Annotated in this window: 23 protein-coding genes; 14 read left to right on the top strand and 9 right to left on the bottom strand. The window is 43.3% G+C overall.

Annotated elements, in window-relative coordinates; all coding sequences use genetic code 11:
• Window positions 1–104: 104 nt before the first annotated feature.
• The 6 genes from QGN29_RS01125 (at window position 105) to QGN29_RS01100 (ending at window position 7,712) form a co-directional block, all read left to right on the top strand.
• On the top strand, window positions 105–830 hold the full coding sequence (locus QGN29_RS01125) for a Crp/Fnr family transcriptional regulator (RefSeq protein WP_310798811.1): 726 nt from the start codon (window positions 105–107) through the stop codon (window positions 828–830).
• 208 nt (window positions 831–1,038) lie between these two features.
• On the top strand, window positions 1,039–3,408 hold the full coding sequence (locus QGN29_RS01120; protein WP_310798810.1) for a TonB-dependent receptor: 2,370 nt from the start codon (window positions 1,039–1,041) through the stop codon (window positions 3,406–3,408).
• A gap of 133 nt (window positions 3,409–3,541) precedes the next feature.
• A complete protein-coding gene (locus QGN29_RS01115) occupies window positions 3,542–5,107 on the top strand; it encodes a long-chain-fatty-acid--CoA ligase (protein ID WP_310798808.1) in 1,566 nt (521 codons plus the stop codon).
• A 23-nt stretch (window positions 5,108–5,130) separates the two neighbouring features.
• Window positions 5,131–6,471: an MFS transporter gene (locus QGN29_RS01110; RefSeq protein WP_310798807.1), complete on the top strand. Its 1,341-nt coding sequence runs from the start codon at window positions 5,131–5,133 to the stop codon at window positions 6,469–6,471.
• A gap of 24 nt (window positions 6,472–6,495) precedes the next feature.
• Window positions 6,496–7,158 (top strand): 2-hydroxychromene-2-carboxylate isomerase, encoded by a 663-nt coding sequence (locus QGN29_RS01105; protein ID WP_310798806.1) that lies wholly within the window; start codon window positions 6,496–6,498, stop codon window positions 7,156–7,158.
• On the top strand, window positions 7,158–7,712 hold the full coding sequence (locus QGN29_RS01100; protein WP_310798804.1) for a PAS domain-containing protein: 555 nt from the start codon (window positions 7,158–7,160) through the stop codon (window positions 7,710–7,712). Before QGN29_RS01105 ends, QGN29_RS01100 begins: the two co-directional genes overlap by 1 nt.
• 180 nt (window positions 7,713–7,892) lie before the next feature.
• Here QGN29_RS01100 and QGN29_RS01095 read toward each other — a convergent pair whose 3' ends face one another.
• From QGN29_RS01095 to QGN29_RS01085, 3 genes are all read right to left on the bottom strand, one after another.
• Entirely contained in the window at window positions 7,893–10,004 is a 2,112-nt protein-coding gene (locus QGN29_RS01095; RefSeq protein WP_310798802.1) for a TonB-dependent receptor plug domain-containing protein, read from the bottom strand.
• 36 nt (window positions 10,005–10,040) lie between these two features.
• Entirely contained in the window at window positions 10,041–10,568 is a 528-nt protein-coding gene (locus tag QGN29_RS01090; RefSeq protein ID WP_310798801.1) for a hypothetical protein, read from the bottom strand.
• Between the two features lie 766 nt (window positions 10,569–11,334).
• Window positions 11,335–12,777, bottom strand: a complete 1,443-nt coding sequence (locus QGN29_RS01085; protein ID WP_310798800.1) for an alpha/beta hydrolase — start codon at window positions 12,775–12,777, stop codon at window positions 11,335–11,337.
• A 142-nt stretch (window positions 12,778–12,919) separates the two neighbouring features.
• Between QGN29_RS01085 and QGN29_RS01080 the strand changes: the two genes are divergently transcribed.
• Window positions 12,920–14,458 carry a LytR/AlgR family response regulator transcription factor gene (locus tag QGN29_RS01080; RefSeq protein ID WP_310798799.1) on the top strand — a complete coding sequence of 513 codons (1,539 nt, stop codon included), beginning with the start codon at window positions 12,920–12,922 and terminating at the stop codon, window positions 14,456–14,458.
• Window positions 14,459–14,481: 23 nt separating this feature from the next.
• On the opposite strand, the gene QGN29_RS01075 is transcribed toward QGN29_RS01080, so the two are convergent.
• Window positions 14,482–14,685 carry a hypothetical protein gene (locus QGN29_RS01075; RefSeq protein WP_310798798.1) on the bottom strand — a complete coding sequence of 68 codons (204 nt, stop codon included), beginning with the start codon at window positions 14,683–14,685 and terminating at the stop codon, window positions 14,482–14,484.
• A gap of 171 nt (window positions 14,686–14,856) precedes the next feature.
• Complete coding sequence (locus QGN29_RS01070) at window positions 14,857–15,651, bottom strand: CPBP family intramembrane glutamic endopeptidase (protein ID WP_310798797.1); 795 nt, start codon at window positions 15,649–15,651, stop codon at window positions 14,857–14,859.
• A gap of 205 nt (window positions 15,652–15,856) precedes the next feature.
• Here QGN29_RS01070 and QGN29_RS01065 point away from each other — a divergent pair, with 205 nt between their 5' ends.
• Complete coding sequence (locus QGN29_RS01065; protein ID WP_310798796.1) at window positions 15,857–16,237, top strand: cupin domain-containing protein; 381 nt, start codon at window positions 15,857–15,859, stop codon at window positions 16,235–16,237.
• Here the strand turns inward: QGN29_RS01065 and QGN29_RS01060 are convergent.
• Window positions 16,229–17,029 (bottom strand): helix-turn-helix transcriptional regulator, encoded by an 801-nt coding sequence (locus tag QGN29_RS01060; protein ID WP_310798795.1) that lies wholly within the window; start codon window positions 17,027–17,029, stop codon window positions 16,229–16,231. The two genes, QGN29_RS01065 and QGN29_RS01060, sit on opposite strands and share 9 nt — an antisense overlap.
• 339 nt (window positions 17,030–17,368) lie before the next feature.
• Here QGN29_RS01060 and QGN29_RS01055 point away from each other — a divergent pair, with 339 nt between their 5' ends.
• From QGN29_RS01055 to QGN29_RS01045, 3 genes are all read left to right on the top strand, one after another.
• Window positions 17,369–17,812, top strand: a complete 444-nt coding sequence (locus QGN29_RS01055; RefSeq protein ID WP_310798794.1) for a glyoxalase superfamily protein — start codon at window positions 17,369–17,371, stop codon at window positions 17,810–17,812.
• A gap of 356 nt (window positions 17,813–18,168) precedes the next feature.
• Window positions 18,169–19,086 carry a beta-keto acid cleavage family enzyme gene (locus tag QGN29_RS01050; protein ID WP_310798793.1) on the top strand — a complete coding sequence of 306 codons (918 nt, stop codon included), beginning with the start codon at window positions 18,169–18,171 and terminating at the stop codon, window positions 19,084–19,086.
• Window positions 19,083–19,496 (top strand): acyl-CoA thioesterase, encoded by a 414-nt coding sequence (locus tag QGN29_RS01045; protein WP_310798792.1) that lies wholly within the window; start codon window positions 19,083–19,085, stop codon window positions 19,494–19,496. Before QGN29_RS01050 ends, QGN29_RS01045 begins: the two co-directional genes overlap by 4 nt.
• Before the next feature lie 20 nt (window positions 19,497–19,516).
• Here QGN29_RS01045 and QGN29_RS01040 read toward each other — a convergent pair whose 3' ends face one another.
• Complete coding sequence (locus tag QGN29_RS01040; protein WP_310798791.1) at window positions 19,517–20,296, bottom strand: polysaccharide deacetylase family protein; 780 nt, start codon at window positions 20,294–20,296, stop codon at window positions 19,517–19,519.
• A 225-nt stretch (window positions 20,297–20,521) separates the two neighbouring features.
• Here QGN29_RS01040 and QGN29_RS01035 point away from each other — a divergent pair, with 225 nt between their 5' ends.
• A complete protein-coding gene (locus tag QGN29_RS01035; RefSeq protein ID WP_310798790.1) occupies window positions 20,522–21,808 on the top strand; it encodes an MFS transporter in 1,287 nt (428 codons plus the stop codon).
• A gap of 11 nt (window positions 21,809–21,819) precedes the next feature.
• Window positions 21,820–22,578 carry a 3-keto-disaccharide hydrolase gene (locus QGN29_RS01030; RefSeq protein WP_310798789.1) on the top strand — a complete coding sequence of 253 codons (759 nt, stop codon included), beginning with the start codon at window positions 21,820–21,822 and terminating at the stop codon, window positions 22,576–22,578.
• Between the two features lie 62 nt (window positions 22,579–22,640).
• Here the strand turns inward: QGN29_RS01030 and QGN29_RS01025 are convergent, their stop codons facing one another.
• Together QGN29_RS01025 and QGN29_RS01020 are read right to left on the bottom strand one after the other, a co-directional pair.
• Window positions 22,641–24,344 carry a GMC oxidoreductase gene (locus QGN29_RS01025; RefSeq protein WP_310798788.1) on the bottom strand — a complete coding sequence of 568 codons (1,704 nt, stop codon included), beginning with the start codon at window positions 24,342–24,344 and terminating at the stop codon, window positions 22,641–22,643.
• Between the two features lie 12 nt (window positions 24,345–24,356).
• The gene (locus QGN29_RS01020) at window positions 24,357–24,950 is read right to left on the bottom strand and encodes a gluconate 2-dehydrogenase subunit 3 family protein (RefSeq protein WP_310798787.1); all 594 of its coding nucleotides are present in this window, start codon (window positions 24,948–24,950) and stop codon (window positions 24,357–24,359) included.
• A gap of 305 nt (window positions 24,951–25,255) precedes the next feature.
• Here QGN29_RS01020 and QGN29_RS01015 point away from each other — a divergent pair, with 305 nt between their 5' ends.
• The gene (locus QGN29_RS01015) at window positions 25,256–26,443 is read left to right on the top strand and encodes an acyltransferase family protein (protein ID WP_310798786.1); all 1,188 of its coding nucleotides are present in this window, start codon (window positions 25,256–25,258) and stop codon (window positions 26,441–26,443) included.
• Window positions 26,444–26,449: the final 6 nt, after the last annotated feature.

Below are 26,449 nucleotides of genomic sequence, written 5' to 3'. Positions count from 1 at the left end.
CTTTTCATATTTTCATAAGGTGGCGTGGTTTTTTTGGGAAATATGTCAATTAGTTGACAAAACAACACTAAGATTAAGTATACTAAGTTAAGAAGGAGTATCAAATGATGGAAAGTATTATGAATAATTCTATTCCTACAAAAGTAGAAATAGAGAAACGGATGCGCGCCTTAAACAACGCCTTTGTCGGTCTGCCTGAGAAAAGCTTAATGTTGATACTCAGAAATAGTAATGTAGTGAACCTGGAAAATGATCACAAATTTGTCCATCAAAATGACCCTGTCGACAATATTTATTATATATTGGAAGGCATCGTAAAAATATGTTCAGTAAGCGCTGAGGGTAAGTCAAATGTAGTTACCCTGCTTGTGCCAGGAAATGCCATTGGGTTGCTTGGTGTTTTTGATGGTAAGAAAAGTCCTCATGATATGGTAACTGTTGGACCAACAAGGTTACTTGTGATGCAAGGAAAAGTTGCCAGAACAGCTCTGGAGAGAGAACCTGATTATTCTCTTGAAGTTGTACGTGTTCTATGTGGGTATTTACGCCTTGTCCTCTCAAATGTTGAAGAATATGCCGTTAAGTCTCCGAAAGCGAGATTAGCCGGTCGATTGCTCTCTTTAATGGATGTGTTTGGCGTCGAAACAGATCTTGGGATAAAGATAAACTTTAAAACAGATCAAGAGTTTTTAGGGGGAATGATTGGTGTCTCAAGACAAAGTACAAATAAGTTGCTCTCAACTCTAAAAAAAGAAGGGGCTATTTTTACAAAAGGTGGACATCTCTATGTAAAGGATGTCGAAATTTTAACTAGATTCAATAATTATTAGAATCTAACTCATTGATATTTAATAATTTTATTAAACTTCCTTGTATTTACTGCGCCCCTGTCAACTTGTTGACTTTTGAGCGAGGTGATCAGTGATACGTTTTAAGAATAAGCTGTTATGGGGACGGTTTTTCAATCCTGAAACTAGAAAGTGGGGTTTCTGGTGGATTTGAAAATATATCTTGAAATGGAAAGTGGGAAGATTTCAAATGTTAAATTCGCGGAAGAAAATGTTATTCATGTCTGGAGTGAGCGTTGCGCTATGTATGCAAGCTTCAGCAGTGTCAGCTCAAGACGATGATCTGATAATGCTTGAGGAAATTGTTATTACTGCTCAAAAGCGTGAGCAAGGCCTTCAAGATGTTCCAATTTCAATATCTGCCCTCACAAGTAAAATGATGGTAGAGAAGGGGATTACAGATTTAGTTTCAATGTCATCCTACACGCCTAATTTCAAAATAACTCAAGCGGGTACAGCTAATACAATCCAAATGAGAGGGATTTATTCTGGTCAAAACCAAGGGTTTGAGCAGTCTGTGGGTACGTATGTTGATAACATTCACACTGGTCGCGGTCCGATGTCAAAAGCACCTTTTTATGACTTAGAGCGTGTCGAAGTGCTTAAGGGGCCACAGTCGATTTTATTTGGGAAAAATTCTATTGCAGGAGCGCTGAATATCACGACTGCTGCCCCAACCGACGAAGTTGAAGGGTTTGTGGCTGTCGATTATGAGATGGAATTCAGCTCTAAGGCTATTACGGCAGTTTTATCGGGGCCTCTTTCGGATACGATGCGAGCACGTGTGGCTGTAAAGTATAATGATGAAGGTGGGTATGTTTATAATGATTTCTTAGATAAAGATCTTGGAAATAAAGATGAATTTTCAATTCGCGGCAAGCTGGAATGGGATGTTTCTGATGATCTAGTGGTGGGCCTAAAAGTTGAGCACAGCGAATTTGATAGCGACGGTAAACCTTATGAAAGTGTTGGGCAAGAGCCTGCCCGAGCAGGCTCTTTTGCTGGATCAGGATTGCGGTTTAATCAAATCTTGGGTGTTTTGACAGGGATATATGGATTACCAGGCGGCGAAAATATTGATAACCAATTAAATTACGTCATGAGTACAGGTGAGGAATATGATGCCAACTCTGTGAATAGTTATGTCTTAAATGCAGTTTATTCTACAGAGGCAGGGACTTTCACGGCGACAACTGGCTATGTAGACAGCCGCAGTGATGAATTATGTGATTGCGACTTTACCAGTGTAGATATCTTTAGTTTTGATCTGCATGAGCGCTATAATCAATTAAGCCAAGAAGTTCGCTTCCAATCTCCGTTGGGCGAAGATTTTGATTATGTAATTGGTGGGTTTTATCAAACAAGTGATTTGGATTTTTATGATAACATCAATGTGACAGCAGATTCGCTACTGGTTGCCTTGGGTGGCGCTAGAGCTTTCTTAGCAGATACACGTGCTCACAGAGAGGCGTCTACTGAGACAGATAGTTGGTCAGTATTTGCCCAAGGAACATGGACGCTTTCTGATTCTGTGCAGTTGATGGTTGGTGGTCGCTATACGAAGGAATCAAAAACAGGGGCAAGAACGCTTGATGTTCAAAATGCAGATGGGTCAGAGCTAGCAGCTGGAAATATCGCCAATCTAGTATATGCAGGTGGTTTTAAGGTCATCGAACATGAAGTTGCCGGAGAGCTGTCAGAGGGCAAGTTTAGTCCTGATGTTAAATTATTATGGAATGCTAGCGATGATGTGCTGCTTTATACATCGTGGTCCATAGGGTATAAATCAGCTGGTTTTGACTTTAGAGGGAATAACCAAGGGTATTATGATACCATGGAAGAGTCCTTTGATTTTGAGGCGGAAAAAGCTGAAAACTACGAAATTGGCGGTAAGGTTGGATTTTGGGATGGCCGTGCCGAACTCAATTTTGCGATCTATGATCAGTCATTTGAAAATCTTCAAGTGTCAGTTTATGATGGGACACTTGGATTTAACGTTGGTAATGCGGCTACCGCGAGTTCAAAAGGGATTGAAGTCGATGGCCGCCTTGCGCTGACAGAAACCATTACAGCTCGTTATGCAGCAGCCTATAATGATTTCAAATATGGGGACTATCACACAGGACAGTGCTCTTTTGATAATCCAGAAGGTCTCCCTGAAGGGGATTTCCCAGGGTTATGTGATTATTCAGGTTTGCGCTCTCAATTCCATTCTAAATTCCAAGGAAATATTGGCTTAGAATATAGAGATATGATTTCAGATTCTCTAGAATTTAGTCTTTCTGCGGACATCAATCATACAAGTGGCTTTAACCCAGCTGCCACACAGGATAGTGGTATGATTCAGCCGTCTAATCAACTCATTGATGCACGAATTGGCATCGAAAATGTTGATGACGGATGGAGTATTTTCCTTCTTGGTAAAAACCTCAAGAATGAGACAATTGTGACCTATTCTGCTAACCAGCCTCTTGCGTTTTCAAGTTTTGGAGCGCCGTCTAGAACAGCGAATGTAATGCGGCCTCGCACAATTACGCTTCAGGCAAAAATTCAATTCTAAGTGAGGAAGGTCGGCATGTGAAAAAGATTTGCCGGCCTTCATTTAAGCGTTGATACCATCACCAACATCTCTGTTCAGTTTTGAGAGTTTGTTGTGCAATTCATAAAAAAGTTCTGACAATAGGATATTTAAAGTGAACAGTACATATACTGGCCTTAGCCGCATTATTGAGAGAAATGCACAAACATTTGGGCACTCACCTGCAATAATCTGTGAACATGAAACTAGAACATGGCAACAGACTCAGGACCGTATCGCGTCTGCAGCAGCAGGCCTGGGACGCATGGGCGTACAAAAGAATGATAAAATAGCTCTCCTTGGGTTGAATTCAGATTGTTATTTTGAATTTCTGTATATTCCAGCTTGGCTAGGGGCAATTTGTGTCCCGCTAAATATACGGTGGTCTTTGAGTGAGAATATGTATGCACTTGAAGATAGTGATGCGACAGTACTTGTTTTTGATGATGCCTTTATTGAAATTGCTGGGGCTCTTAAAGATAAATGCCCACACATTAAAAATTTTATTCATATAGGTCAAAAAGAGTGTCCAGAATGGGCTGTGCCCTATATCAAATTATGGTCAGAATTTGAGGCAATTCCCTCTACCCCTACAGGAGGAGAGGATGTCGCTTACATCATGTATACGGGAGGAACGACGGGGCTTCCTAAAGGTGTAATGCAGTCTCATAATGGATTTTTTGTCAGTAGCATGTCAATCGCCATGGACCTAAAGCTTGAAAGCACAGATATTTTTATGCACGCAGCGCCGATGTTTCATGTGGCGGACTGCGGCGTTGGCATGGCGGCGACAATTGTTGGTGCGGCTCAAACCTTCGTGCCCTCGTTTACCCCAGCTGCCGTCTTAAATACTATCCAGAATTCTAATGTTACATTCACGATTTTAGTGCCAACGATGATTAAAATGATGATTGAGCATACTGATTTTCATCAAGCCGACTTGAGCAGTTTAAAAAAGCTTATTTATGGTGCATCGCCCATGCAAGAAAGTGTGGCCCTAAAGACCATAGAAGGTCTTCCGCACACCAAGCTATATCAGGCTTATGGGCAAACGGAACTTTCTCCTATCGCGACAGTCTCAATGCCGTCAGATCATGAGATTGGAAACCCACGTATGCGGTCTGCAGGACGGGCAACGTTTTGTACCAATGTGCGCATTCGGCTAGAGAACGGTCAATTGGCTCATGTAGGACAAGTGGGAGAAGTGGAAGTTTCAGGGCCCAACGTCATGTTAGGCTATTTGAATAAGCCGGAAATCACACAAGAAACTTTGATAGATGGGTATGTTAAAACAGGCGATGCTGGCTATCTAGATGAGGGCGGATATCTTTTCTTAGTGGACCGTGTGAAAGATATGATCATTACTGGCGGAGAGAATGTATTTTCTTCTGAGGTTGAAAGTATCCTATCCCTTCATCCAGCAGTGAATGATGTTGTTGTGATCGGCATACCCAATGAACAATGGGGTGAACAAGTGCATGCTATCGTTATTCTGTCTCCTGATCAAAAAGTAGATGAAAAAGAGCTTCAAGAATTCTGTAAAGAGAAAATTGCTGGATATAAATGCCCCAAGTCTATTGAGTATAGAACAGAAGCATTTCCTCTCTCCTCTGCTGGCAAGGTCTTAAAGGTGACAATCAGAGAGCCATATTGGAAAAATCACGAGAAAATGGTGAATTAACAAGCCATAAGGACGCGAAGTTTATGACAATGGAACCAAAGAAATCTGATAATTTATCCTCCGGCTATCCGAAAGCTTCATATGCTTGGTATACTGTTGCGCTATTGTTGGTAGTGTATACATTTTCTTTCATAGACCGCCAAATTCTTGGGTTGCTTGGAAATGAAGTAAAACAGACATTCGCTATTTCTGATACCCAGTTCGGATTGGTTACAGGCTATGCATTTGCTTTATTCTATGCGGCGTTCGGGTTGTTTTTCGCAAAAATAGCTGACACAAAAAGTCGGAAATGGTTGATTGCTTTTGGATTGTTCGTCTGGAGTATTATGACAGCTTTAACAGCTTTTTCTAAAAGCTTTTTGCAGTTGTTTTTATTCCGAATAGGCGTGGGAGTTGGTGAAGCGACGCTTGCACCTGCAGCGAATAGTTTGATAGCAGATAGCTTTCCACGTGAAAGATTATCCATGGCCCTCTCAGTTTATTCAATGGGTTTGCCTGTAGGGTCTGGCCTTGCTTTTATCTTAGGAGGGCATGTTATCGATCTAGCACATACTCTGCCTGAGATTTCTTTTATGGGTTTCAGTGTTGCAGAGGCCTGGCAAAAAGCATTCTTTATGGTTGGGGTGCCGGGGATCCTCCTCGCATTTTTGGTGGCAGCACTGAGAGAGCCTTTACGAAAGGGCGCTGTCCAAGAAAAAGCAAAGAAGACACTAAATTTTTCTGATTTGATACAGCAGTATAAAAAGGCACCAAAGGCATATAATGCCATCATCATTGGCACCTCATTGATGCTAGCAATTAGTTTTGGCGTGATCGTGTTTCTGGCGATATTTATGGGAAGAATTCATGAGATTGATCCTGGCACAGTCGGTAAAACCTTTGGGGGGATTACCTTGGTTGGTGGCGTATTGGGTTTATTTCTTGGGGGATGGGCCTCTGATAAATTATGGAAACGTGGTCGGAAGGACGCGCCGATCCTTGTCATTTTATTGGCTTTATTGTTTAGCTTTATCCCGTCACTTATTTTTCCGCTGACCGATAATATTTCGCTGATGTGGTTCATGCTTAGTGCACAAGTCATATTCTTGAATTTGCCTATTGGTGTTTGTTATGCCGGGCTACAGATTATCACCCCAAGTCACCTAAGGGGGCAGGTCGCTGCTGTTGCCGTCTTAGCAGCAAACCTTCTTGGATATGGCTTAGGTCCAGTACTGATAGGGTTGTTCACAGATGGCCTCTTTCAAGACGATATGGCCATAGGAAAGTCAATGGCTTTGCTCGCCTTGGTTATTAGCCCTATAGCGGCATTCATTCTTGCTTATGGCCGGAAGGATTTTTCTGACCTAGCCGCCAAGAATATGTGATCTGAGCATTAAGAGGAGAATAGGATGCCTGAGGTAATAGATTTTTATTTTTCATTTCGAAGCCCCTATAGTTATCTAGCGGTTCCAGGTGCGATTGAAATTCAGAACAGATATAATGTGGATATTAATTTTCGCCCCGTGTTGCCTCAAGCGCTAAGAAACCCAGCTTTTTTCAAAGCAGCTAATCGTGAGAAGGTTGACTATATTCTTATGGATTGGACACGCCGAGCAGAGTTATTGAACATGCCACACGCATGGCCATCACCTGACCCTGTTGTCCAAAATATGGAAACTTTTGAGATCGCGACTGAGCAACCCTATATCTACACCCTTATCTATCTAGGGATTGAAGCAAATCGTCAAAGAAAAGGCCTTGAATTTGCAAAAGAAGTGTCGTCTCTCATATGGGGGGGGACTAAGGATTGGCATCAGGGAGGGAAGTTGGCCCTTGCTACAGTTAAAAGCGGTTTGGATTATTATGCTATGGAAAAGGCGGTCAAAGAGACATCTTTATACGAGGCAGAATTATCTCATAATCATCAGGATCACAACGCTTGCGGCCATAGCGGCGTCCCAACATTTGTCTATAAAGGGGAGCCATTTTTCGGTCAGGACCGTCTTGATAGCCTCTGCTTTCAACTTGAAAAGGACTCTCTCCGCACAGAGACAGAGGAAGAAACCCTTTAATGAAGCAGGTTGTTGAAATTGATGGAAGGTTTTCTCTCGGCGATAAGAGGCTTATGAAGTCGCATCAAAAGCTACTGGATGTCTGGACTAAACTATATTCTGATGAAAATTTAGACTGGCCTGAGAGAAGAAAAATTGGCCTCAGAGACCTTGGTGAAGAAGTCCCTAAAATTCGCGTCTGCGAATATTTGCCCTCTGGACGAGTAAATTTCAGATTAAGTGGATCGGACTTAAATTCTGTTCTTGAGATTGATCTGGTCCACGAAGACCCATATGAAAAATATGCAGTAGATGTCATGGACCTTGTGGAGAAAGTGCAAAAACTAATTCACGATAATGCCTGTGCTGCCCTCGTTCGATATTATCTTCACTATCCTGATGGAAAAGTTGTAGATGTTGAAACACTTATGTTGCCCATAAAAGGGCCTCGAGAGGATAGAAAATACACGATTGGACATATGATCGAAAGAGCCTCACGTTATGATGTGCTTATAAAAGCTGACTCTAGAATTGGATTTTATAAACCTTCGCTTGTGTATGTGGCGGAGTTATAAATAGGCCCTTCTGTTCAAAATTAGCCCTGCGCTCATTTGAAGGCTTTACCTTTCTCAGCCAGCCCAAAGAGTTGGTTTTGTATGAGCACCCCCTATATTTTCTGAAAGAGTGGTTAGGGGCTTAATAAAAAAAAGCCAGCTCAAAAGAACTGGCTTTCATTATTTTGTGTGCGCTAAGGCTTAAAAGTCGATGGTCAATCCTGCCCAGACACGACGCTCTGCAATCATGGTGGAATTTACAGATTGGTTATGTCTTTTTTCCAGCAGGTTCTCGCCTGAAGCAAAGACGCTTACACTCTCATTGATCTGGTAGCGCGCAGACAAATTGGCTGTCCAGAAACCGTCAACTGATCCATAAGGGTCAAGGCCAAAAGCAGGCAAGTTGATAAAGTCCTTAATCGAAGTGAAGCCAGACTTATACTGGACAATCGCATCAATTGTGAACGCGTCTTTCTCATAGCCAATCAAGCCTGTGAGAATATGCTTGGAGCTGCGATCCTCATAGCCAAGAGGTACAAAGGGATAGAGGGAAGAAAGAACCAAGCCTGTTTGCTCAAGATCTTCACTTGTGCTGGCATAGCCATAGCGTGCCGCCCATCTGATGCCGTTGTCAGTCTCTCCAGAAAGGTCAATCTCTAGGCCCCAAGTCTCTGCGTCACCAACATTTGTTGTGCCGGCGTAAAAAGGCACAGTTGGCTCATTCGTCGAGTAAAGTTCTCCAGTGATTGCAGCACCAATTAGATCCTTTTCATCCCGCAAGAAGACTGAAACATTCAACTTACCATTCAGCGACTCTAAAGATTTTAGATATTGAATTTCATACTGCGTATCAATTGTAGAGTTCAGATTAGGTTGTCCGCCTAGGGCCCCAATGCCTGTAAAGACACCACTATTCCCCACGTCAATCACCTGACCGCCAAGCTCAAATAAGTTGGGGGACTGAAATCCACGAGCATACATAAGTTTCACAGTGTCTGTTTCAGAGAATTTGTGGGTCACACCAATATTGACACTAATTTCATTGAGTGTCCCAAAATCACTATTCGTGAAATTTGTGAGTGCAAAATTATTGGCAGTGCTATAACTATCAAGGCTGTCGTATCGGAGAGAGCCTGTGATCGTCGTAGCATCAGACAGAGCATGTTCTGCTAGAGCTGAAGCAAAAGTGGTTTTATAACCCACCTCACCAGTCCTATCAATGGCACTACCGCCAAACTGTGTTACAGAATCTTCGCGGTATCCTACCGAGAAGCGCAGGGTCGTATTGGAGCCAACCGATTGGCTATTCGTGATATCAAAATATTTTGTTTCGGCCTCGATCTCTTGAGAGAAGACGAAAGGACCTGTACCAATATCAATCACAGAATCGCGAGTTTCCGTGTTGCTGTTTTTAAAAGCACTTGATGTCCAGCGACCAAAGTCACTATCTAATGCCATATAAAGCTTGAAGGAACTGTCTTCTGTTGATCCATCGACAGATCCTCCTTGCGGTGTTTGAGCAAGGACATCACCTTCATAGTAAGTGGCTTCGAAACCAACTTTAAGTGTATCTGTCACGTTAAAGAGGGCATCTCCAGAAAACCGCTTGTTCTCAAATGTCTCAGGACGGGTCAGCTGTTCTGATGCATTCAGAGGACCATTAAAACGATCCAATTCTGCATAGCCTCCTGATAAGCGGATGCCGCCCATATCACCAAGACTTATCGTACTTACTGCTGAAAGCTCTTTCACGCCTTTATCGCCGATACGTGCAGTGGCAACATTCTTGCTATCATGCAAGGGGCTAAAGGTAATGATATTAATTACGCCAGCCACCGCATTCGCACCGTAGAGTGATGTAGAAGGTCCTCGACCTACTTCAATTTGACGAATTTCTTCCATTGAGACAGGAAGAGATGACCAAAGAGTAGAGCCTTCATAAGGACGGAATGTGTCGCGACCATTAATTAAAACACGGAGGCGCATTCCATCATTGTTTCTGCCGCGGATGGAGACCATCGAGCCTGTTGGCCCAAGCATTTGGACATCAATGCCAGCATAACGACGCAGCACTGTCGGCACATCGCGCGCACCACTGCGGCGAATTTCTTCAGCGGAGATGATTGTCATGTTTACGGGCACATCTGAAGCCAGTTTAGGTGTGCCAGTGGCCCCTAAGGTCACTGCCTGACCAAACATTTCTTCAAGTGTTCCATAGTCTATGTCTTGAGCTGCTGCAGGAGCTGCTGTAGCTATGCAAATTGCCACAGCGCTTGCGCTAGAGATAAGCATTTTTTTCTTTAGGATTGTCATCATATTGTCCTTTGTAACCGATAAAATAGTATTAAATTAATGCTTCTTCACGAGCATCATGAAGGCGTTAGAAAAACTTACACCTGTTTCACCTGCTGCTGCGGCATTAAGAAAGATTTGAACTTTTGGTTTTGTTTGGATGCTTAAGACACACTTACCACTTTGTGTGCAGGCCGTGTCAGAAGCAACGCCAATAGAATTATTTGATTTAGCTGCAGCTGAAACACTATCAACTTGTGCCATTGCCCCATCTGTGAAAAGGGTGATGCGCGTACCTGATAAATCTCCAGAAGAAGAAACAGCTTTTGCGTTTAGTTTAATTTTCCTGACCGCTTTTCCAGAATTGATAAAGGCTGCTATGCTTTCGGCAGTAGCCTTTGAAGCGGCATCGCCGTCCGCGTATACAACAGCAACAGAAGCGCCAGAGCCAATTTTAGGTGTGATAAATTTAATTGATCTAAGAGCAACCTGTACATGCTTTTCCGATAGTTCTGCATAAGCGGCATTAAAACTGAGCGTTGCTAATATAGGGACAACTAAGCTTAGCATTAGAAGATTTCGCATATCTCTTTCCTTTTGTTTCTGTCATTTTTTATTGGCGGGGCTATTTGTTAACCACGACGAATAATATATTAAACTCATAAGAGTTTTTAAGTTCAGTGTAACTTTATGCATGTTTCAAAGTCTGTACGTAAGATATCAATGCTTGAGAAAAGACTTGCTTTCTCATATTTTTATCTGTCCTGTTCGCTGGTTATACGACTCTCAGGGGTGTACAGCTCATAACATAACACGGAGTTATGTCATTCTGAGCACGTGGCTCAAAATGGTATTCTTTACCTATCCAAACTGTGTTCATTACACAGTTTTCTAATACCAACCCCCAGATCAGTAGTCTTAACTATTTCAATTAACCATAAGATCCTTAACAAAAGGTTACAGAAAATGTGAACTCCTCCGATGTTTCTCATTTTGAAAAGAGAAAGATGAAGAACTAAAGCATGGGGAAATAATGGAATAAAAAATAAGACAGAGAGGAAGAATAGTGAACATTGTTTTAGAGTTTAATGCCCGGTGTCTGAAAAACGGCCTCAAGGGCATATCGAGAAGGAGGTGAATTCCATCTGAGAAAAGAGAGTAGATCAATGGCAGTGCGCCGGCGCACTGTTGATGCACTATTCATGCACTGTGGGCTGATACACTGTTGATGCATTTGGCTGGTGTACTGGGCAAGTAGAGGGGGGCGAATAAAGTATTTGCATGCTAGAGAGGAAAGTCATGCAAGACTGCTTTAGTCTTGCATGATCGTCTGAAAGTGTGATCACTTTACTTACGGTGAGGTTAAGGACACCAAAGGTATCGTTATAGTCTTTTTCTTTATTGGTTTATTCTCCAAAAACAAATTGATTGTCTTTTGAATTTCCGGAGAAGACATGAAAAGATTATGGCCTGCATTCTCTACAATAATGGAGACAGCGTTGGGCATCTCAGCAAGTGTAGACTGTTGTTGCTGTAAATAAGTTCTGCCATCTAAAGTCCCGCTAAACAATAGGAGAGGCGTTCGTGATTGTGTTGGCATTCTAAACTGTTTTCCAAGGTCATACTCAGGATAAAGAGCATCGTAATGCCACGAAAAATTCATCCAACTGCCAAGAATGGCTGTTTCGAGTTCTTTTTTGATGCGTGCCTTTCTCTCTATTGAAATGCCAGAGGCTATATCCATCATTGTAGACATTAAGTCCAACTTAAGCGGGCGCCCAGGATTAAAAAATCGAGCAATGATTTCACCACTTTTCTCCCCATTTCCTTGATCAAGGTCTGAATAAAGGCCAAGCAAATTTCTTGTCCAAGTTGGATCGGAAATGAAAAAGGAGGCAATTTGTTGTATGTCTCTTTTTTGAAAGAGATAGTCGAACTTAGAACCATCCCTCATTTTCAAAGTCAAGTTCAACGGATTGGTTTCTAATTTTTGGTGCACCCGAGTGACAAGTCCTTTCACATCAGGCCAGAGTTTTTTACTTGCAGGCTGGCTATTAATTGCCGTCTGAAGACGATCAAACCATGCATTGGTTGCGGCCGGACGTTTCACTGTTTGATCTGGTCCTTCGGCGCTAGACAATATCACTTTTTCTATAACATCATCATATTTTTTTAGCGCAGCGAAGGCTAAGTGACTGCCATAAGATGTGCCCCATAGGATCATTTTTTTCGCGCCAAAGTGACGCCTCAAATCGTTTAAATCATCAGCATTTTCTATTGTATTATATCCAGCGATATCAATTTTCTTATCTTGCCACTGTGCGATGCATTCCCTCAGGGCATTTTGATGGAACCCAATGAAGTCATGATCAGAAAGGCGTTTATCAATGGGGAGTGTAATAGATGATTGGCATTCTGAATGCACTTTAGAGCGCCCTGCACCGCGTTGATCGATTGCAATAACATCCCCATAGGCTCTTAGGGCCATAAACATTTTGGTTCTGCGGTGTTTTACTGTGCGAATCCCGGATCCTCCTGGACCCCCGGCTAAGTAAAATATTGGACTTCCTTTCGTGTCTCCAGTGGCTGGAAATCGAATATATCTTACAGGAATTTTAGTGCTGTTGGGCACGGTTCTATTCTCTGGTACCCAGATTTCACCTTTAAAAGCAGGGGCCGTGGTGCCATCTGATGCGATAAAGTCGAACGCGGTTTCACTCGGTACGGTTTCTTCCGCTATCGCAGTTAGCTGAAGCCCCAAACTCAAACTGATGGTTAGCATGATGGTTTTCATTTTTTATCTCCTATGTCTGTCGTCAAGATCACCTCTTAATCGCATAACACGTTGATTGAATCCCTCCGTATTCTGTAAGCGGTAGGCTTTGTCCGGTGAACGGTAGTTGTTTGAAGACTTTGAAAATGCTAGGTTTATTTCCATGATTAGATTTATACTATATATGGCTGCGCTGCTGAGTTCTTTGGGGATGATCTGTGAAGGTTTGCTGGCTCAAGTAGAAGGACAGAGCTATAATGACGCGCTCTATTTCATTGACTATCAAGATGTCACGGTCTGTAAGGGCAGCGGTGAGGCAGCTCAGGCAGTCGATTTCAATTCAACAACCTGTCGTCAAGTCTTTGGGGGAGAAATTAATCCTCAAAATCGACGTATATGGGTGCAAACCACAATCAACATTCCTCGAGAGTTTCTTGATCGAGTCGAGCCAATAGGATTGTTTTTTTCAGGAAAAGCCAGTGGGCGTTTTTATATAGAAGATCAATTGGTTGGACAATCGGGCAGACCATCTTCGACCCCACAGGGAGAAGTGCCCGGAAAAATTGATGCAGTATTTTATTTGAAAAATGAATGGTTAAAAGCCGGGAAGAATAGGCTGATCATGGATTTATCAGCGCATGCAACTCTTCTTGAATTGAAACGACCTCTTCAATTTATTGCCATTGGTAGCTTGCGTGATCCCTCTGACTTTCTTCTGCGTAGGCATTTAGCAGCTTTACTTCCGCTCGGCGTTTTATTGGTAGGCGTTCTCTTTTTTGGCCTGATAACTGCGACGGAAAAAGGCGTGCCCAAATCAATATTTATACCGCTTGTTGCTCTTTTTGCATTGGGGCATTTGGTTGCAGAAGTTTCGCGGGGCATTTTAAATTACGACTGGATATACCATGATTTGCGGCTAATTTTGGTGCAACTTTTCGGGTTTGCTGCAGCCTTCAGCCTGATCTCCTATGTGATAAAAGAATATTGGCCAGCGCGCATTAAACTCTTTTCTTTAGTCTCATTCTTTATTCTCTTAGTGCCAATAGGTTTTGTGCCTGGTTTTGATAATAAATCGTTCATGGTTTTTGTAACGGCTTGTGGTTTAGGCGTGCTTTTTTGCATGCCGGTAGTTCGACAACACGCTTCAGCACGCATTATGGCGGGGGGGCTTTGCTTGTTCGCTGTCGCAGTGTTGGGGATGCCCTATAAAATTTTGGATATCTATTATTTTTATTTGGTCTCGGCGTTGATTTTGATTTTATTCGTTTTAGAGACAAAAAAAATACAGCGATTAAAACGTCAGATCCAAGAAGATAAGCAACGCGCTGTTGACTTACAACAGGCCCTTGAAGAAGAAAGAGAGCAGCAGGCACCGGCTCACATTCAAATCCCACAAGAAGGGAAAGTGGTGATCATCCAAGTTTCCCATATCAATCACTGTAAAGCAGCCAGCGATTATACCGAAATATATCGGTCAGGGGCGCCTACCGTTTTAGCATCAAAATCAATATCGGGCCTACACGAAGAGTTAGGGAGCTTGTTTATTAGAGTGCACCGCTCTTGGATCGTTAACAGACACGCTATCGATAAATTGATCCGCGATCCGTCGGGCTCAGGTGTTTTGACCCTTAAAGATAAAACAAAGGTGCCGGTTAGCCGGCGGATCATGCCTAATGTGCGAAAAGAACTTATAAAAGACTAAATCTTAGATTTGGTTCCCCACATCTAGTCTTCACTACTCGACTTTTTTTTGTAAGTTACTGCGAGAGCTGCGCCGATACTTATTCCGATCGCAATCCACAAACCAACATTTCCTTGCAGGCTGCCAAAGACGACCCCCGCAACAAGGCCTAGTCCAATATATTTAACGTTGATTTCTTCTTTTTCCGTCTTTGGAGTTTCCTCTGACACTGGTTTTTCATCGGTCATGATTTTATCCTTTGAGTTTTTCTAAAGTTAGTCGTGTACAGTGGCTTTATCTTACACTTCAGGGGAGATATAACAATATGATCCTGATAACATATTGAAATATATATGATATAGTTTAAATTCTCATAGGACTACTCAATCGCTACCTTGGGCGTTGTCGGGATAATCTGGTCATGATCCACTCACTCGGATCTTGGCTCTTTTCAAATAGACAACACCAGGAAGGGCAGCAAAAAGAATAAACAAAACAATGATAACCGCATAGCCTGCGATCCCCGGGCTGAAAGGCTCAGGTGGTCTAGAAAGGAAAAAGTCATTGAATGTTCCAGCGCAATTTATAAGCATATGGATGATGATCGCAGGCCAAAGTGAGCGGGTCAGATATGTTAATCCAGCAAAGCCAAAACCAATTAAGGTAGAAAAGACCACTTGGGCCATCACATCTATGACCGGCATGTCATATAAATTACCAAGATGTGCTAGGCCAAAAACAAGGGCTTGTACAAAAGCGGCCTTGTAGATTCCTTTCTTAGTCTGACCCCAGGCTTTCCAGAGAAGAAGAAAAGCAAAGCCTCTGAGTAAGACTTCTTCAAAAAAGCCCGTAGAGAAATTTGATAGCAGCCATGCTGTTATCCTGATGGGACTATAGTCCGCAAGGGATAGTTGGGCGCTTGTTAGGCTTAATAGTGCCAGTGCAAGAAGGGGTAGGGGGAGAAGAAGCCACCGAGGGTGCCATTTATTCACGGGCTCCATTAAGCCGGATACATGGAGCCAATCGAACCGGGCGAGCAGGTAGACCACAGCCACAGAGATGCTATTCAACACAATAAGCCTAGGCCAATTAAATAAAGTTCCCTCCTGAGGCAGGGCAAATTTTACCAAGAAAAGAAGAAAGACCGAAGCGAGGGTTAAGAGGCTGCTCGTTAGAAAAGGGTTTCGCGTAACCCATTGTTTGAAAGTGACCATGATACTATTCCCTTTTTGAAGAGCTGTCTGATTTTTATAGATGTGTATGTCTTCATTTCTGGCCGACATTAGAAGGTTTATTGGGGCGAGAATAGTAAGGAATTGCTAACAGTCATTATGGCATCTTGAGGGTTAGCAATTTAGTTCTAAACCTATATCAAGATAGTCGATAGAGTTCCTTTACCGATATATGAAAGTGAGCCTTATGGATATTGTCCAAAATTTAACTGCGAGTTTTAGCCTAATTAAAGAGTTATACGCCCCTCATATTTTGACAGATGTGAATGATAGTCGTGTGATGCTTGTTAAGCTAAAAGGTCAAGAGGTGCCTTGGCACAGTCATGATACAGAGGATGAACTTTTCATCGTTTTCAGCGGCCAAATCTACATTCACTTTCGTGACAAAAAGGTCGCTGTTCATCAGGGAGAACTCTTTAAAGTCCCTCGCGGTGTTGAGCATAGAGTAACGTCGCCTAATTTGTCGTTAGTTCTTCTCATAGAAGCGAAAAACTTTAAGCATACAGGGGCAACACTTGCGCCGATTACTAAGCATGACTTCCCTAATGTTGAAGACCTTTTACTCTGAAGGGTGTTGAATTAATGTGAGCCATTGTTTTGGTGTCAATCCAAAACGTTGTTTGAATTTTTTTGTAAAATGACTTTGATCTGAAAACTTACAGTCTAATGCAGTATCGACTAACTTTTGACCTTTGAGCAAAAGCTCTTTTGATAGGCATAATCTTAGATAAACAATATATTGATAAGGACTAGAGCCAAAGAGCGTTTTAAAATCTCTCACAAGATGCCATTTAGAATAGCCTGCGACTTGAGCGATATGATCAAGTGTTAACTCCTCTAAAAAGTGCGTTTCGAGATAGTCTTTGATGATTTTTAGGGCTTGGATATTTGGCGTATGTTTTTGCGAGCTCTTATCCCCTTGTTTCTCAAGGGCTTGCGCTAACTCGTATACAAATCCTTCAAATTCTAGAACAGAAAGGCCATGCTCTAGGTCGCCTAAAAGGTTACGGGTGATGTCTAAGATTGCCCCCTTGCGGACAACGCCTTCTTGAATGAAGGGTAAGGGGCGGCCATCTAGAGCATCTTGCAGCATTTCGGGGTCTATCGTAAGGGCTCTATATCCAAAAGAGGTGTCCGTTCCAGCCATGCCGTCATGTTTTTCATCAGGATGGAGGATCACGGCATCCCCGGCCATGGAGTGTCTTTTTTCCTGTCGATAATTGAAACTTTGCACGCCGTGAGTTGTCAAGGCAATCGTATAATTATCATGACGATGAGGTGCATAGGCTTGACCAGAAAAGCAAGCTTCCATTCTAGGAATATCTCCTGAGTGTAGATGGATCCAATCGGTGTTTTTCATGGTTGTTTTATCGCCTATGATTGCGGCCCTCTTAAGCCTTTATCTAGTGTAGTCGATTCAACACGCATTCGATAGTATGTTTTTGCTAACCACGTTTCATTATGATCTTTAGAAGCAAATGTTAGGTCAATGGTTTGATGAAATTATGTTCACCTTAGAAAGTTGACAGGTGCATAAAATAAGGGTATCTGCTTGGCCATAGGAAAAGACTCCTGCCGCTTGCAAGCTTAGGCTATGGTGAAGATCTTCTTGAATTGAATGTTTACTGAATGACGACCATGCAGTGAGCGGAATGCAAGCCCCGTTTTTTAACCTGCATGAGACATCATGAGGTAAAATATGTCTACTTACACTCTTCACTCTTTCAAAGCGCAAGCAAAAGCCTTGCGTCAAAAATTAATAATAACAAATCCAGACATTACACATAGTCAATGTCTTGAGCTCATTGCCCACGAAAATGGCTATAAAGATTGGAATGGCTTATCTGCTTTTTGTCAAAGGCAGGATAGCTGCCCTGTCTTTTCTGAGGGGTCTCGTGTCTCCGGGGACTATTTAAGCCAAGCCTTTACGGGGACAATTATTGCTATGAATGAAATGGCCCACAATCACTATAAAATCACTCTTCTATTCGATGAGTCAGTCGATGTGGTTCAGTTTGACAGTTTCTCTTCTCATCGACAGCGAGTTACAGCTCTTGTGACCAAGGACGGTGTCGGTATTGAGCATACATCTGATAAAATACCACATCTAATCATCCGCCGTGTTGAAGCACCTAAAGCTTGACCGAGTGAGGACAGCAAAAAAGGGCGTGGGCTTGCCCACGTCTTTCTCATAAGTCTTTGGTCTTTTTGTGGGATGAGGCTGAAATTTGATATTTACATTGTGAAACCTTGATTTTTTAAGAGCATTCGTTATGCTAGAGGTGTTATTAATCATTATTGCGATACGACGCTTGCTTAAATAAATAAGCCGGCTGGGAAGGAAAATTTAAGCGCTGATATCCTTTTAAAAGTTTTCACCTTAGCTTATCGCATCTGCAATCTTCATTCTATTGTTTCTGCTTCTTGCTGGGCCTGATATTCATCAGGGTCTTTTTCAGATATCGTCTTGTCGTTCCCATATCGCTGGAGAGGTTTTCAATGAATAGAGATGTCGTTATTAGTTGTGCTGTTACAGGATCAGGAAACACCGCTGAAAAACATCCAGACCTACCAATTACACCAAAGCAAATTGCAGAGGCCTCTATTGAAGCTGCAAAAGCGGGGGCGGCCATTGCTCATATCCATGTAAGAGACCCAGAAACTGGGGCTGCAAGCAGAAAGTTAGAGCTTTATCGTGAAGTTGTGGATCGAATTCGCTCTAGCGATACTGATGTGATAATCAATTTAACAACTGGCATGGGCGGAGATCTCTACTTAGGTCCAGAAGAAGACCCGTTGAAATTCACTGAGGATACAGATCTTGTAGGTCAATTAGCCCGAATGGAACATGTGGAAGACCTTTTGCCTGAGATTTGTTCACTAGATTGTGGCTCGTTCAATTATGCCGAAGGCGATTATGTCTATGTCTCTACGCCGAATATGTTAGACATCGGTGCTAAAAGATTACAAGAAATTGGTGTGAAGCCTGAGCTTGAAACTTTTGACTTAGGCCATATTGCCTACGCAAAGCATATGCTTGACCGAGGACTTCTTGATAGCCCACCGTTATTTCAGATATGTTTAGGCGTGAAATGGGCAGCGGAAGCAAATACGCGTAGTTTCCAAACCATGGTCGATCAACTGCCTTCTGGATGCAATTGGTCAGCCTTTGCCCTTGGGTCAATGGAAATGCCGATGGTAGCCCAATCCGCTTTATTAGGCGGCAATGTGAGAGTTGGCCTTGAAGATAATTTATACCTTGAGCGCGGCGTTTTTGCGTCCAATGCACAGCTAGTTGAAAAGGCTCATAGCCTTTTGGAGCATATGGGCGCTCGTGTACAGAGTGCTGCTGAGGCGAGAAATACATTTGATTTGCGTGGGGCTGATAAATCCACAGAATTGAGGAAGTCAGCATGAAGGTAACGCCTGTTTTCAATGCAGTAGTTCATCCGTGGCTCTGTGACGTTATGGGACATCTTACAACCCGTCACTATGTGGCTTTCTTTGATGATGCATCTTATTTTTGGCTCAATAAACTATTTAGTTGGAATGGGGAACAGGCCGAGAAAGAGGGGGTTGGTTTTGTTGATGTAAAGCACACAATCGAATATCAAGACGAAGCAGCAGCAGGGACCCTTCTAGAGATTAGAGCCTCACTTATAAAAGTAGGCGGTAAATCGTTAACGACGCGTTATGAAATGATTAACCAATCTACTGAAGCTGTAGTCGCTACTCTTGAGAGTGTTTGTGTGTTCTTTGATACTAAAAATAGAAAAGCGATCGCTCTAACCGATGAGATGCGCAACCAAGCACAAGGCTATCAGTAGGTCTACGCGAAATATAATTTCTATTTCTCGGGACAGTCCAAGGCTTTAAGTTGCCAGTGAGTAATGGTTTCAGCAGTGCCAAAGCGATACCCTTTTGCTCGTAGAAGGGGGATTAATTTATCTGTCGCAGCCACAGTTCCCATCCGGGTGCCATTGGGGCCGCCGCCATCATCATGTAAAAGAATAACGGCCTCGGGTTTAAGGTCTTTCATGAGATTGTCGATGATCTGATCAGGGTCTTGGGTTTCCCAGTCCTTGCCAACCATGGTTGCATCCATGCTGTTTCTCTTGTTTTTGCAAAGATAGCTTTTATTCGAGTCGGCAATATGAAGATAGGGGGCACGAAACAGAATATCCTTTTGAGCTGTCAGGTGACGGATTAAACTGTCCGTTTTCTCTATGGACAGTTTAAATTCAGCGCCTGTCATATCCCTTGCAGATTTATGTGCATAGCTATGATTGGCAATGATGTGGCCTTCTTGAAAGGCTCTTTTGACGACATCGGGATAGGTTTCAACATTTAACCCTGTGACAAAAAAGGTTGCTTTGACCTGGTGTTTTTTAAGGACGTCTAATAAATGAGGCGTGTAGAGACTCTCAGGTCCATCGTCGTATGTGAGATAGACGACCTTATCGTCTGTTGTTTTTTCAAGGAGAGAAGGATCACCTGCATAGCTGACAGTGGAGAGAACACTCACAAGGCAGAGAATGCTTGCTGAAATGCGTGCCTTTATGCATGTATTTATCTTCAGCTTTATTTTCTGCCGCATTGTGTGGTGTTGGGGATATTTATCAGCCATAAAGTCGCTTTCTTCTTCGAATACGTCTAACAGAGGGGCAAAACAGGGCGTAGAATTTTAGAACTAGACAAGATCTCTAAAAAACATATGCTCTTATCCTAAGGAAAGCAAGCGGGGGAGCGTTTTGCTTGATGTGATGAGAAGATCCTAGGGCTGAAGCATTTCTGTCTGGGCATTTCTTATGATCAAAGCGTCTAAAACGGCGCATGCAAGAGGGAGATCAACATGTCTGATGATGTGATCAATAGAAAAAAATTATATTATGTAGGTAATTTATCAATCTTGATGATTGGCTTGGGCTTTGCAATTCGGGCTAATATTGCCCCGAATTTACAGGCTGATATTTATGATAAGATTGATTTGGCTTCATCGGCTGCAGCCGTAGGGAGCGCCATGGGCGCAACCTTCACAGGCTTTGCTTTAACCTTATTGTTAGGGAGTGCCCTTGTGGACATGGTTGGCATGAAACGAATGCTTCTTTTGTCTGCGCTCGCCTATATCCTTAGTGCAGTCGGATTGTTTGCAGCGACAATGATGCCTTACGACGGCGGTGCAGATACTGTCGTTTTAATTAGTCTACTCTTGACGGGCCTTGGATGGGGTGCGGTTGAAGCTGCCTCTAACCCGATGGTTGCCGCTCTCTATCCTGAAGAGAAAACCCATCGTCTCAATATTCTCCATGCATGGTGGCCTGCTGGGATTGTCATTGGAGGACTTCTCGGTGTTGCCATCTCCTACTTTGAATTGCCATGGGAATTGAACATGATCATTCTCGTCATGCCGGCACTTGTTTTGGCATGGATGGTTGCAACATCAGCCTTTCCTGTAACAGAACGCGTCGCCTCTGGCGCGAGTTATGGGGATATGTTTAGTGAATTGCTTAAGCGGCCTTTGTTTTGGGTCTTTTGGGCCTGTATGTTCTTAACAGCTGCTGCAGAACTTGCACCCGGCTCTTGGGTTAATATTACACTTTCCAATATCGTCGGTATGCAAGGTATTCTACTATTAGTCTATGTGAGTGGGCTAATGTTTGTAATGCGACATTTTGCAGGGCCAGTGGTCGAGAAAATATCGTCTGTTGGGCTTATGTTTATAAGTTGCCTTCTTGCAGGGCTTGGTCTGTATCTTCTCTCCATTGCGACAACGCCCTTCACTGGTTTTGCTGCTGCAACTATCTGGGGAATTGGTGTGTGTTACATGTGGCCTACAATGCTAGGGATTGTGGCAGAACGCTTTCCTAAAGGCGGGGCTTTGGCCCTTGGCCTCACTGGTTTTGCAGGCGGCCTTTCAATTCAGTTCGTCTTACCAAAGATGGGGGCAATTTTTGACAGCGCTAAAGCAGAAGCAGCTGGCGGTATCGATAAATTAGCAGGCCTTTCAGGAGCAGAGCTTGAATCGGTTATCCGATTTGCTTCAGTGGAATCATTCCAGTCTGTTGCAATTGTTCCGCTTTTGCTCTTGCCTGTTTTTGGATTAATCTTCTATTTTGATCGTAAAAAGTCTGAGGACTAAGAGGTAAAAATATGAAAATACTCACTATTGGAACGTTATTAATCAGTCTAAGTGCAACCCTTTCTGTGGCGCTTGAGGATGGTGCTCAAGACATGAAACCTGAAGACACTGAGGTTTGGGAAGGGGAGCCAAAACGAGTGTCGGGTTCCCTTGATCGCAGTCCCCCATCGGACGCTATTCTTCTGTTTGATGGCAAGTCGCTCTCTCAATGGGTTTCAAAAGCAGACGGGAGCGCAGCTTCTTGGACAATAGAGAAGGGTGTAATGACTGTTCGTCCTGGGGCTGGTGACATCAAAACAAAATTAAAGTTCAAAGACGTACAGCTTCATATCGAATGGCGATCCCCTGAGGGAGAAGATCATCGAACGGGCCAAGATAAAGGCAATAGTGGAGTCTTTTTACAAGAGCGCTATGAAGTTCAAGTTTTGAATAGCTATAAAAACCGTACCTATTCAAATGGTCAAGCGGCTAGTGTGTATAAGCAAACCATACCTCTAGCGAATGCGACCGCAAAAACAGGAGAGTGGAATGTGTATGACATTTTCTATACCGCTCCGCGGTTTCATGAAGATGGGTCTTTGAAAACATCAGCCTTTGTTACAGTGATGCATAACAATGTTCTGGTTCAAAATCACACTGAAATAAAAGGTGAGACGGTCTATATTGGGGCGCCCTTCTATAAGGCTCACGGCGCTGCCTCTCTTATGCTGCAGGATCACAGCAATAAGGTGAGTTATCGAAATATATGGGTTCGTCCCCTCGCCGAATAGCAGAGTTTCACAGTAAAAAAAAGGAGGCAAAAGCCTCCTTTTTTATTATGTGTCTTTTAGAGTTAAATCTTCCCTGCTTTCAATTGGGTCACTGCATAATCTGCGGCTCTGGCGGTTAGTGCCATATAGGTGAGCGATGGATTTTGGCAGGCTGCAGAAGCCATACTCGCCCCGTCCGTTACAAAGAGATTAGAGACCTCATGAGCTTGGTTAAAGCCATTCAATATGCTGTCTTTTGGATCATGCCCCATACGCGCAGTACCCATTTCATGGATACACTGTCCTGGAACAACGTCATCTGCAATCCAGCCATGCACTTCCTTAAGGCCTGCAGCTTTCAGCATTTCGATGCCGGCATCGCGCATATCAACAAGCATATTGCGTTCATTCTCGCTAAATTCACAAGAAATATGCACCATGGGCATGCCCCACTGATCGAGGTTTTTCCGATCAATCCGCATGTGGTTCTCATATCTTGGGAGCATTTCTCCAAACCCGGTCATGCCATACCACCAGTCACCTGGTTGCTGCAGTTTATTTTTAAGGTCCACGCCCACTTCTGTGCTGTCATTAGCCCGAGACCATCCACCACGGCCTGCACCGCCTTGATAGCCATAACCCCTTAGGAATTTATCTGACTGGTCATCTGATCCTAAATTTCTAAAGCGGGGAATATAGGTTCCGTTCGGACGACGCCCTACATAATATTTTTCTAAAAACCCAGGCACACGACCCCCTGCACCCGCCCGAAAAACATGGTCCATTAAATAATGACCCAGCACGCCACTGCCATTCGCAATCCCATTTTGAAAGGTTTCTGATACAGAGTTCAGCATGATTTGCGTGGATCCAATAGCAGAAGCGCATAAGAAGACAAGCTTGCCTCTATACTCTCTGCCCTGCTTTGTGTTGGCGTCAATCACGCGCACGCCAGATGCTTTTTTTGTTTTAGGATCATAGATAACGCTATGTCCTATCGCATCCGTAACAATTGTTAAATTGTTCGTACGTTGAGCCGCTGGCAGCGTTGCAGATTGAGAAGAAAAATAGGCCCCAAAAGAACAGCCACGTCCGCACTGATTGCGACTTTGACATTGTCCCCGTCCCAGTTCCATCTGTTCTTCTGTCGGTTCCGTCAGATGAGCGGCACGGCCGATAATTAATTTTCGGTCTGGATAAGCCTCTTCAAGGTTAGCTTTAACAAATTTTTCAGCACAGTTCAGGTCCATCGGAGGCTGGAAAACGCCGTCTGGTAAGTGCGACAATCCTTCCATTGAGCCACTTATTCCGGCAAAGCGTTCAACATGATCATACCAAGGAGACAAGTCTTTATACCGTATCGGCCAATCACTTCCGTGTCCGTCGTTCTTGTTGGCTTCAAAGTCTAAATCGGAAAGACGATAGCACTGCTTTCCCCAGATTAATGAGCGCCCCCCAAGATGATAGCCGCGGTGCCAGTTAAACCGCTTGTCATTATCCTGCACATAAGGATGCTCACTATCCTTGACCCAGAAATGTTTGTTTTCCTCGCTGAGCCAAGTTTGTTTCTGAATTTCATAGTCTTTGTCTAGAGTTTCTTTAGAAAGCCGTCCTCGCATGGGCATTTCCCACGGCGCTTTACCTTCAGTGGGGTAATCTTCGCTATGTTTCACATGTCGGCCACGGTCAAGAAGAAGAACTTTTAGTCCTTTCTCTGTCAACTCTTTAGCGGCCCAACCACCGGAGATGCCAGACCCTACTACAATTGCATCAAATTCTGTTGTCATGTTATTTTCCCCTTATAGCGCGTATGTTTTGCCGACGGTGGAAAGATCCACGCATCCTTGATAAGGCCCTGGTACTGGGTCGAAGATTAACTCTTCGCTGGCGCCAATCTCAGAGGTGTAATATCCAAAAATCGTCATTTCGCGAATATCGCTATAAACATGGTAGCCTTTGTTCTTTTTCATTTCTTTGCCGAGATGATCTAAGACAGTAGTTTTATCCTTTTGAGATAAAGCAGAGAATGTTTTGCCGTACTTCTTATGAATGCTGTCCATGAGTTGCTGAAAGGCAGAAATGAAGCGTACGCTCTCTTCTTTCGTCATCCAGTTTGCGACGAGCTCATCAGCTAAAAAGTGAGCATTCACATCTCTCGCCCCTGGTGTCTCTGTTCTTGGGATAAGGGTCTGGGCCATATCTCCAAATAGGGTTAGTTGATCTTTGGTGAAAATATGAAGTTTACCAGGATCTAAGTTTGTTGCTGTGAACATACCTGCAGAAACAGCCGAAGTGAGCGACATGGAAACGGCACCGCCAAGGGCAAATGTTAGCCTACTCAAAAATTGTCTTCGGTCTAAGTCTGACCTGTTATTTGGTGATCTTGATGTCATAATTTTCTCCCTCTCTTCGCAGTGTGAGCGAAGGGTGTTTCCCTGCTGAAAACTATAAGCCGCTCCTTTTCAGATGGCTAGTTAAAAAATTGAAGGGCTTAGTTGAGGAGCTTATTTGAAGAGTAGCCCTAAGAGTGAATAGGGCTGAAATTGGAAGCATCAAACAAGTTTACTTTTTAAACTAGTTTTGGTATATATGATTCGAAAGACACAGAAAGTCATCTGTGTCCGAGGCCTTAAATGCAAAAAAAATGATAACGAGGCCATAGAAAATACTAACAATTATGACAGCGAGGATAAATACGATGTCTACTATAGAGACCCAACGAATTCATGCTTTAGATGGCCTTAGAGGTACCGCTTTACTCTTAGGTGTCGTCTTCCATGCAATTTTAACCTTCATGCCTGGAGATCAACCATTTTGGTTCATCATGGATCCAAGCCGAAGTGAATTTTTAGCAGGCACTGGATGGTTTTTACATATCTTCAGAATGACCCTCTTTTTCTTGTTAGCAGGGTATTTTGGGCGAATGCTGATGGAAAGAGAAGGCCTGAAGGGCTTTGCTAAAAATAGAGTGATGCGGATTGTTGTCCCATTCGGCGCTTTTTGGTGGATCATCTTCTTAGCAGTGATATCTATATTCCTGTGGGGCTTTGCAGTTCAGAATGGGGGTGAAATTCCAGCCGATGCACCGCCCCCGCCCCCACTTTCTGTTCATAATGTTCCTCTGACTCATTTGTGGTTTTTATACTTGTTAATCCTATTGTATGCAGGTTTGGTTGGTATGCGGGCTCTTTTGAATTTAGTTGGTCTTAGCCGCCCATTATCAGCCATATATGATGCAATTCAAGGCAGATTACTTGCGACCCCTTTCATGCCTTTCATTCTTGCAGTCCCAACTGGCCTTGCTTTTATGGCGCATCAGCATTGGGCTCCTTGGTTTGGAATTCCAACACCAGATTATGGCCTGTTCCCTAACACGACGGCCTTGATTGCTTATGGCTCTGCAATCTTAGTGGGTTGGAATATGCACAGAATCCCAAATCTCGTTTTCAAGCTTGAGAAAGTTTGGATGATAAACGGCGCAATTGCTATAGTCTTAAGTGGGTATGCGCTTTCGATTGTCGGGGTTCAACCGTCATGGGGAACACCGCTACCTGAGCAAGAAAAAATGATCTATGTGATCTGTTATGCGCTGTCAATTTGGTTCTGGACTTTTGCGCTGATTGGAGCTGCCTTAAAATTCTGGCAGAAAGAGAGCGCTGTTCGTCGTTATATCGCTGACGCTTCTTATTGGGTCTATATCATTCATTTGCCCATTGTTATGGCCTTACAAGTGGCACTTTATCACTGGAGCTTGGCGGCAGAATTAAAAGTGATCCTGATTTTGCTCATCTCAACACCGCTTATGTTCTTAAGTTACCACTATCTTGTTAGGTATACCGCACTTGGTAAATTCTTGAATGGCCGGAAGCGGACTAGAAGCGCCTAACGTTAG

Source organism: Temperatibacter marinus (genome assembly GCF_031598375.1).
GTDB classification, from domain to species: Bacteria; Pseudomonadota; Alphaproteobacteria; order Sphingomonadales; family Kordiimonadaceae; genus Temperatibacter; species Temperatibacter marinus.
This window is presented reverse-complemented; position numbering and strand designations above follow the sequence as displayed.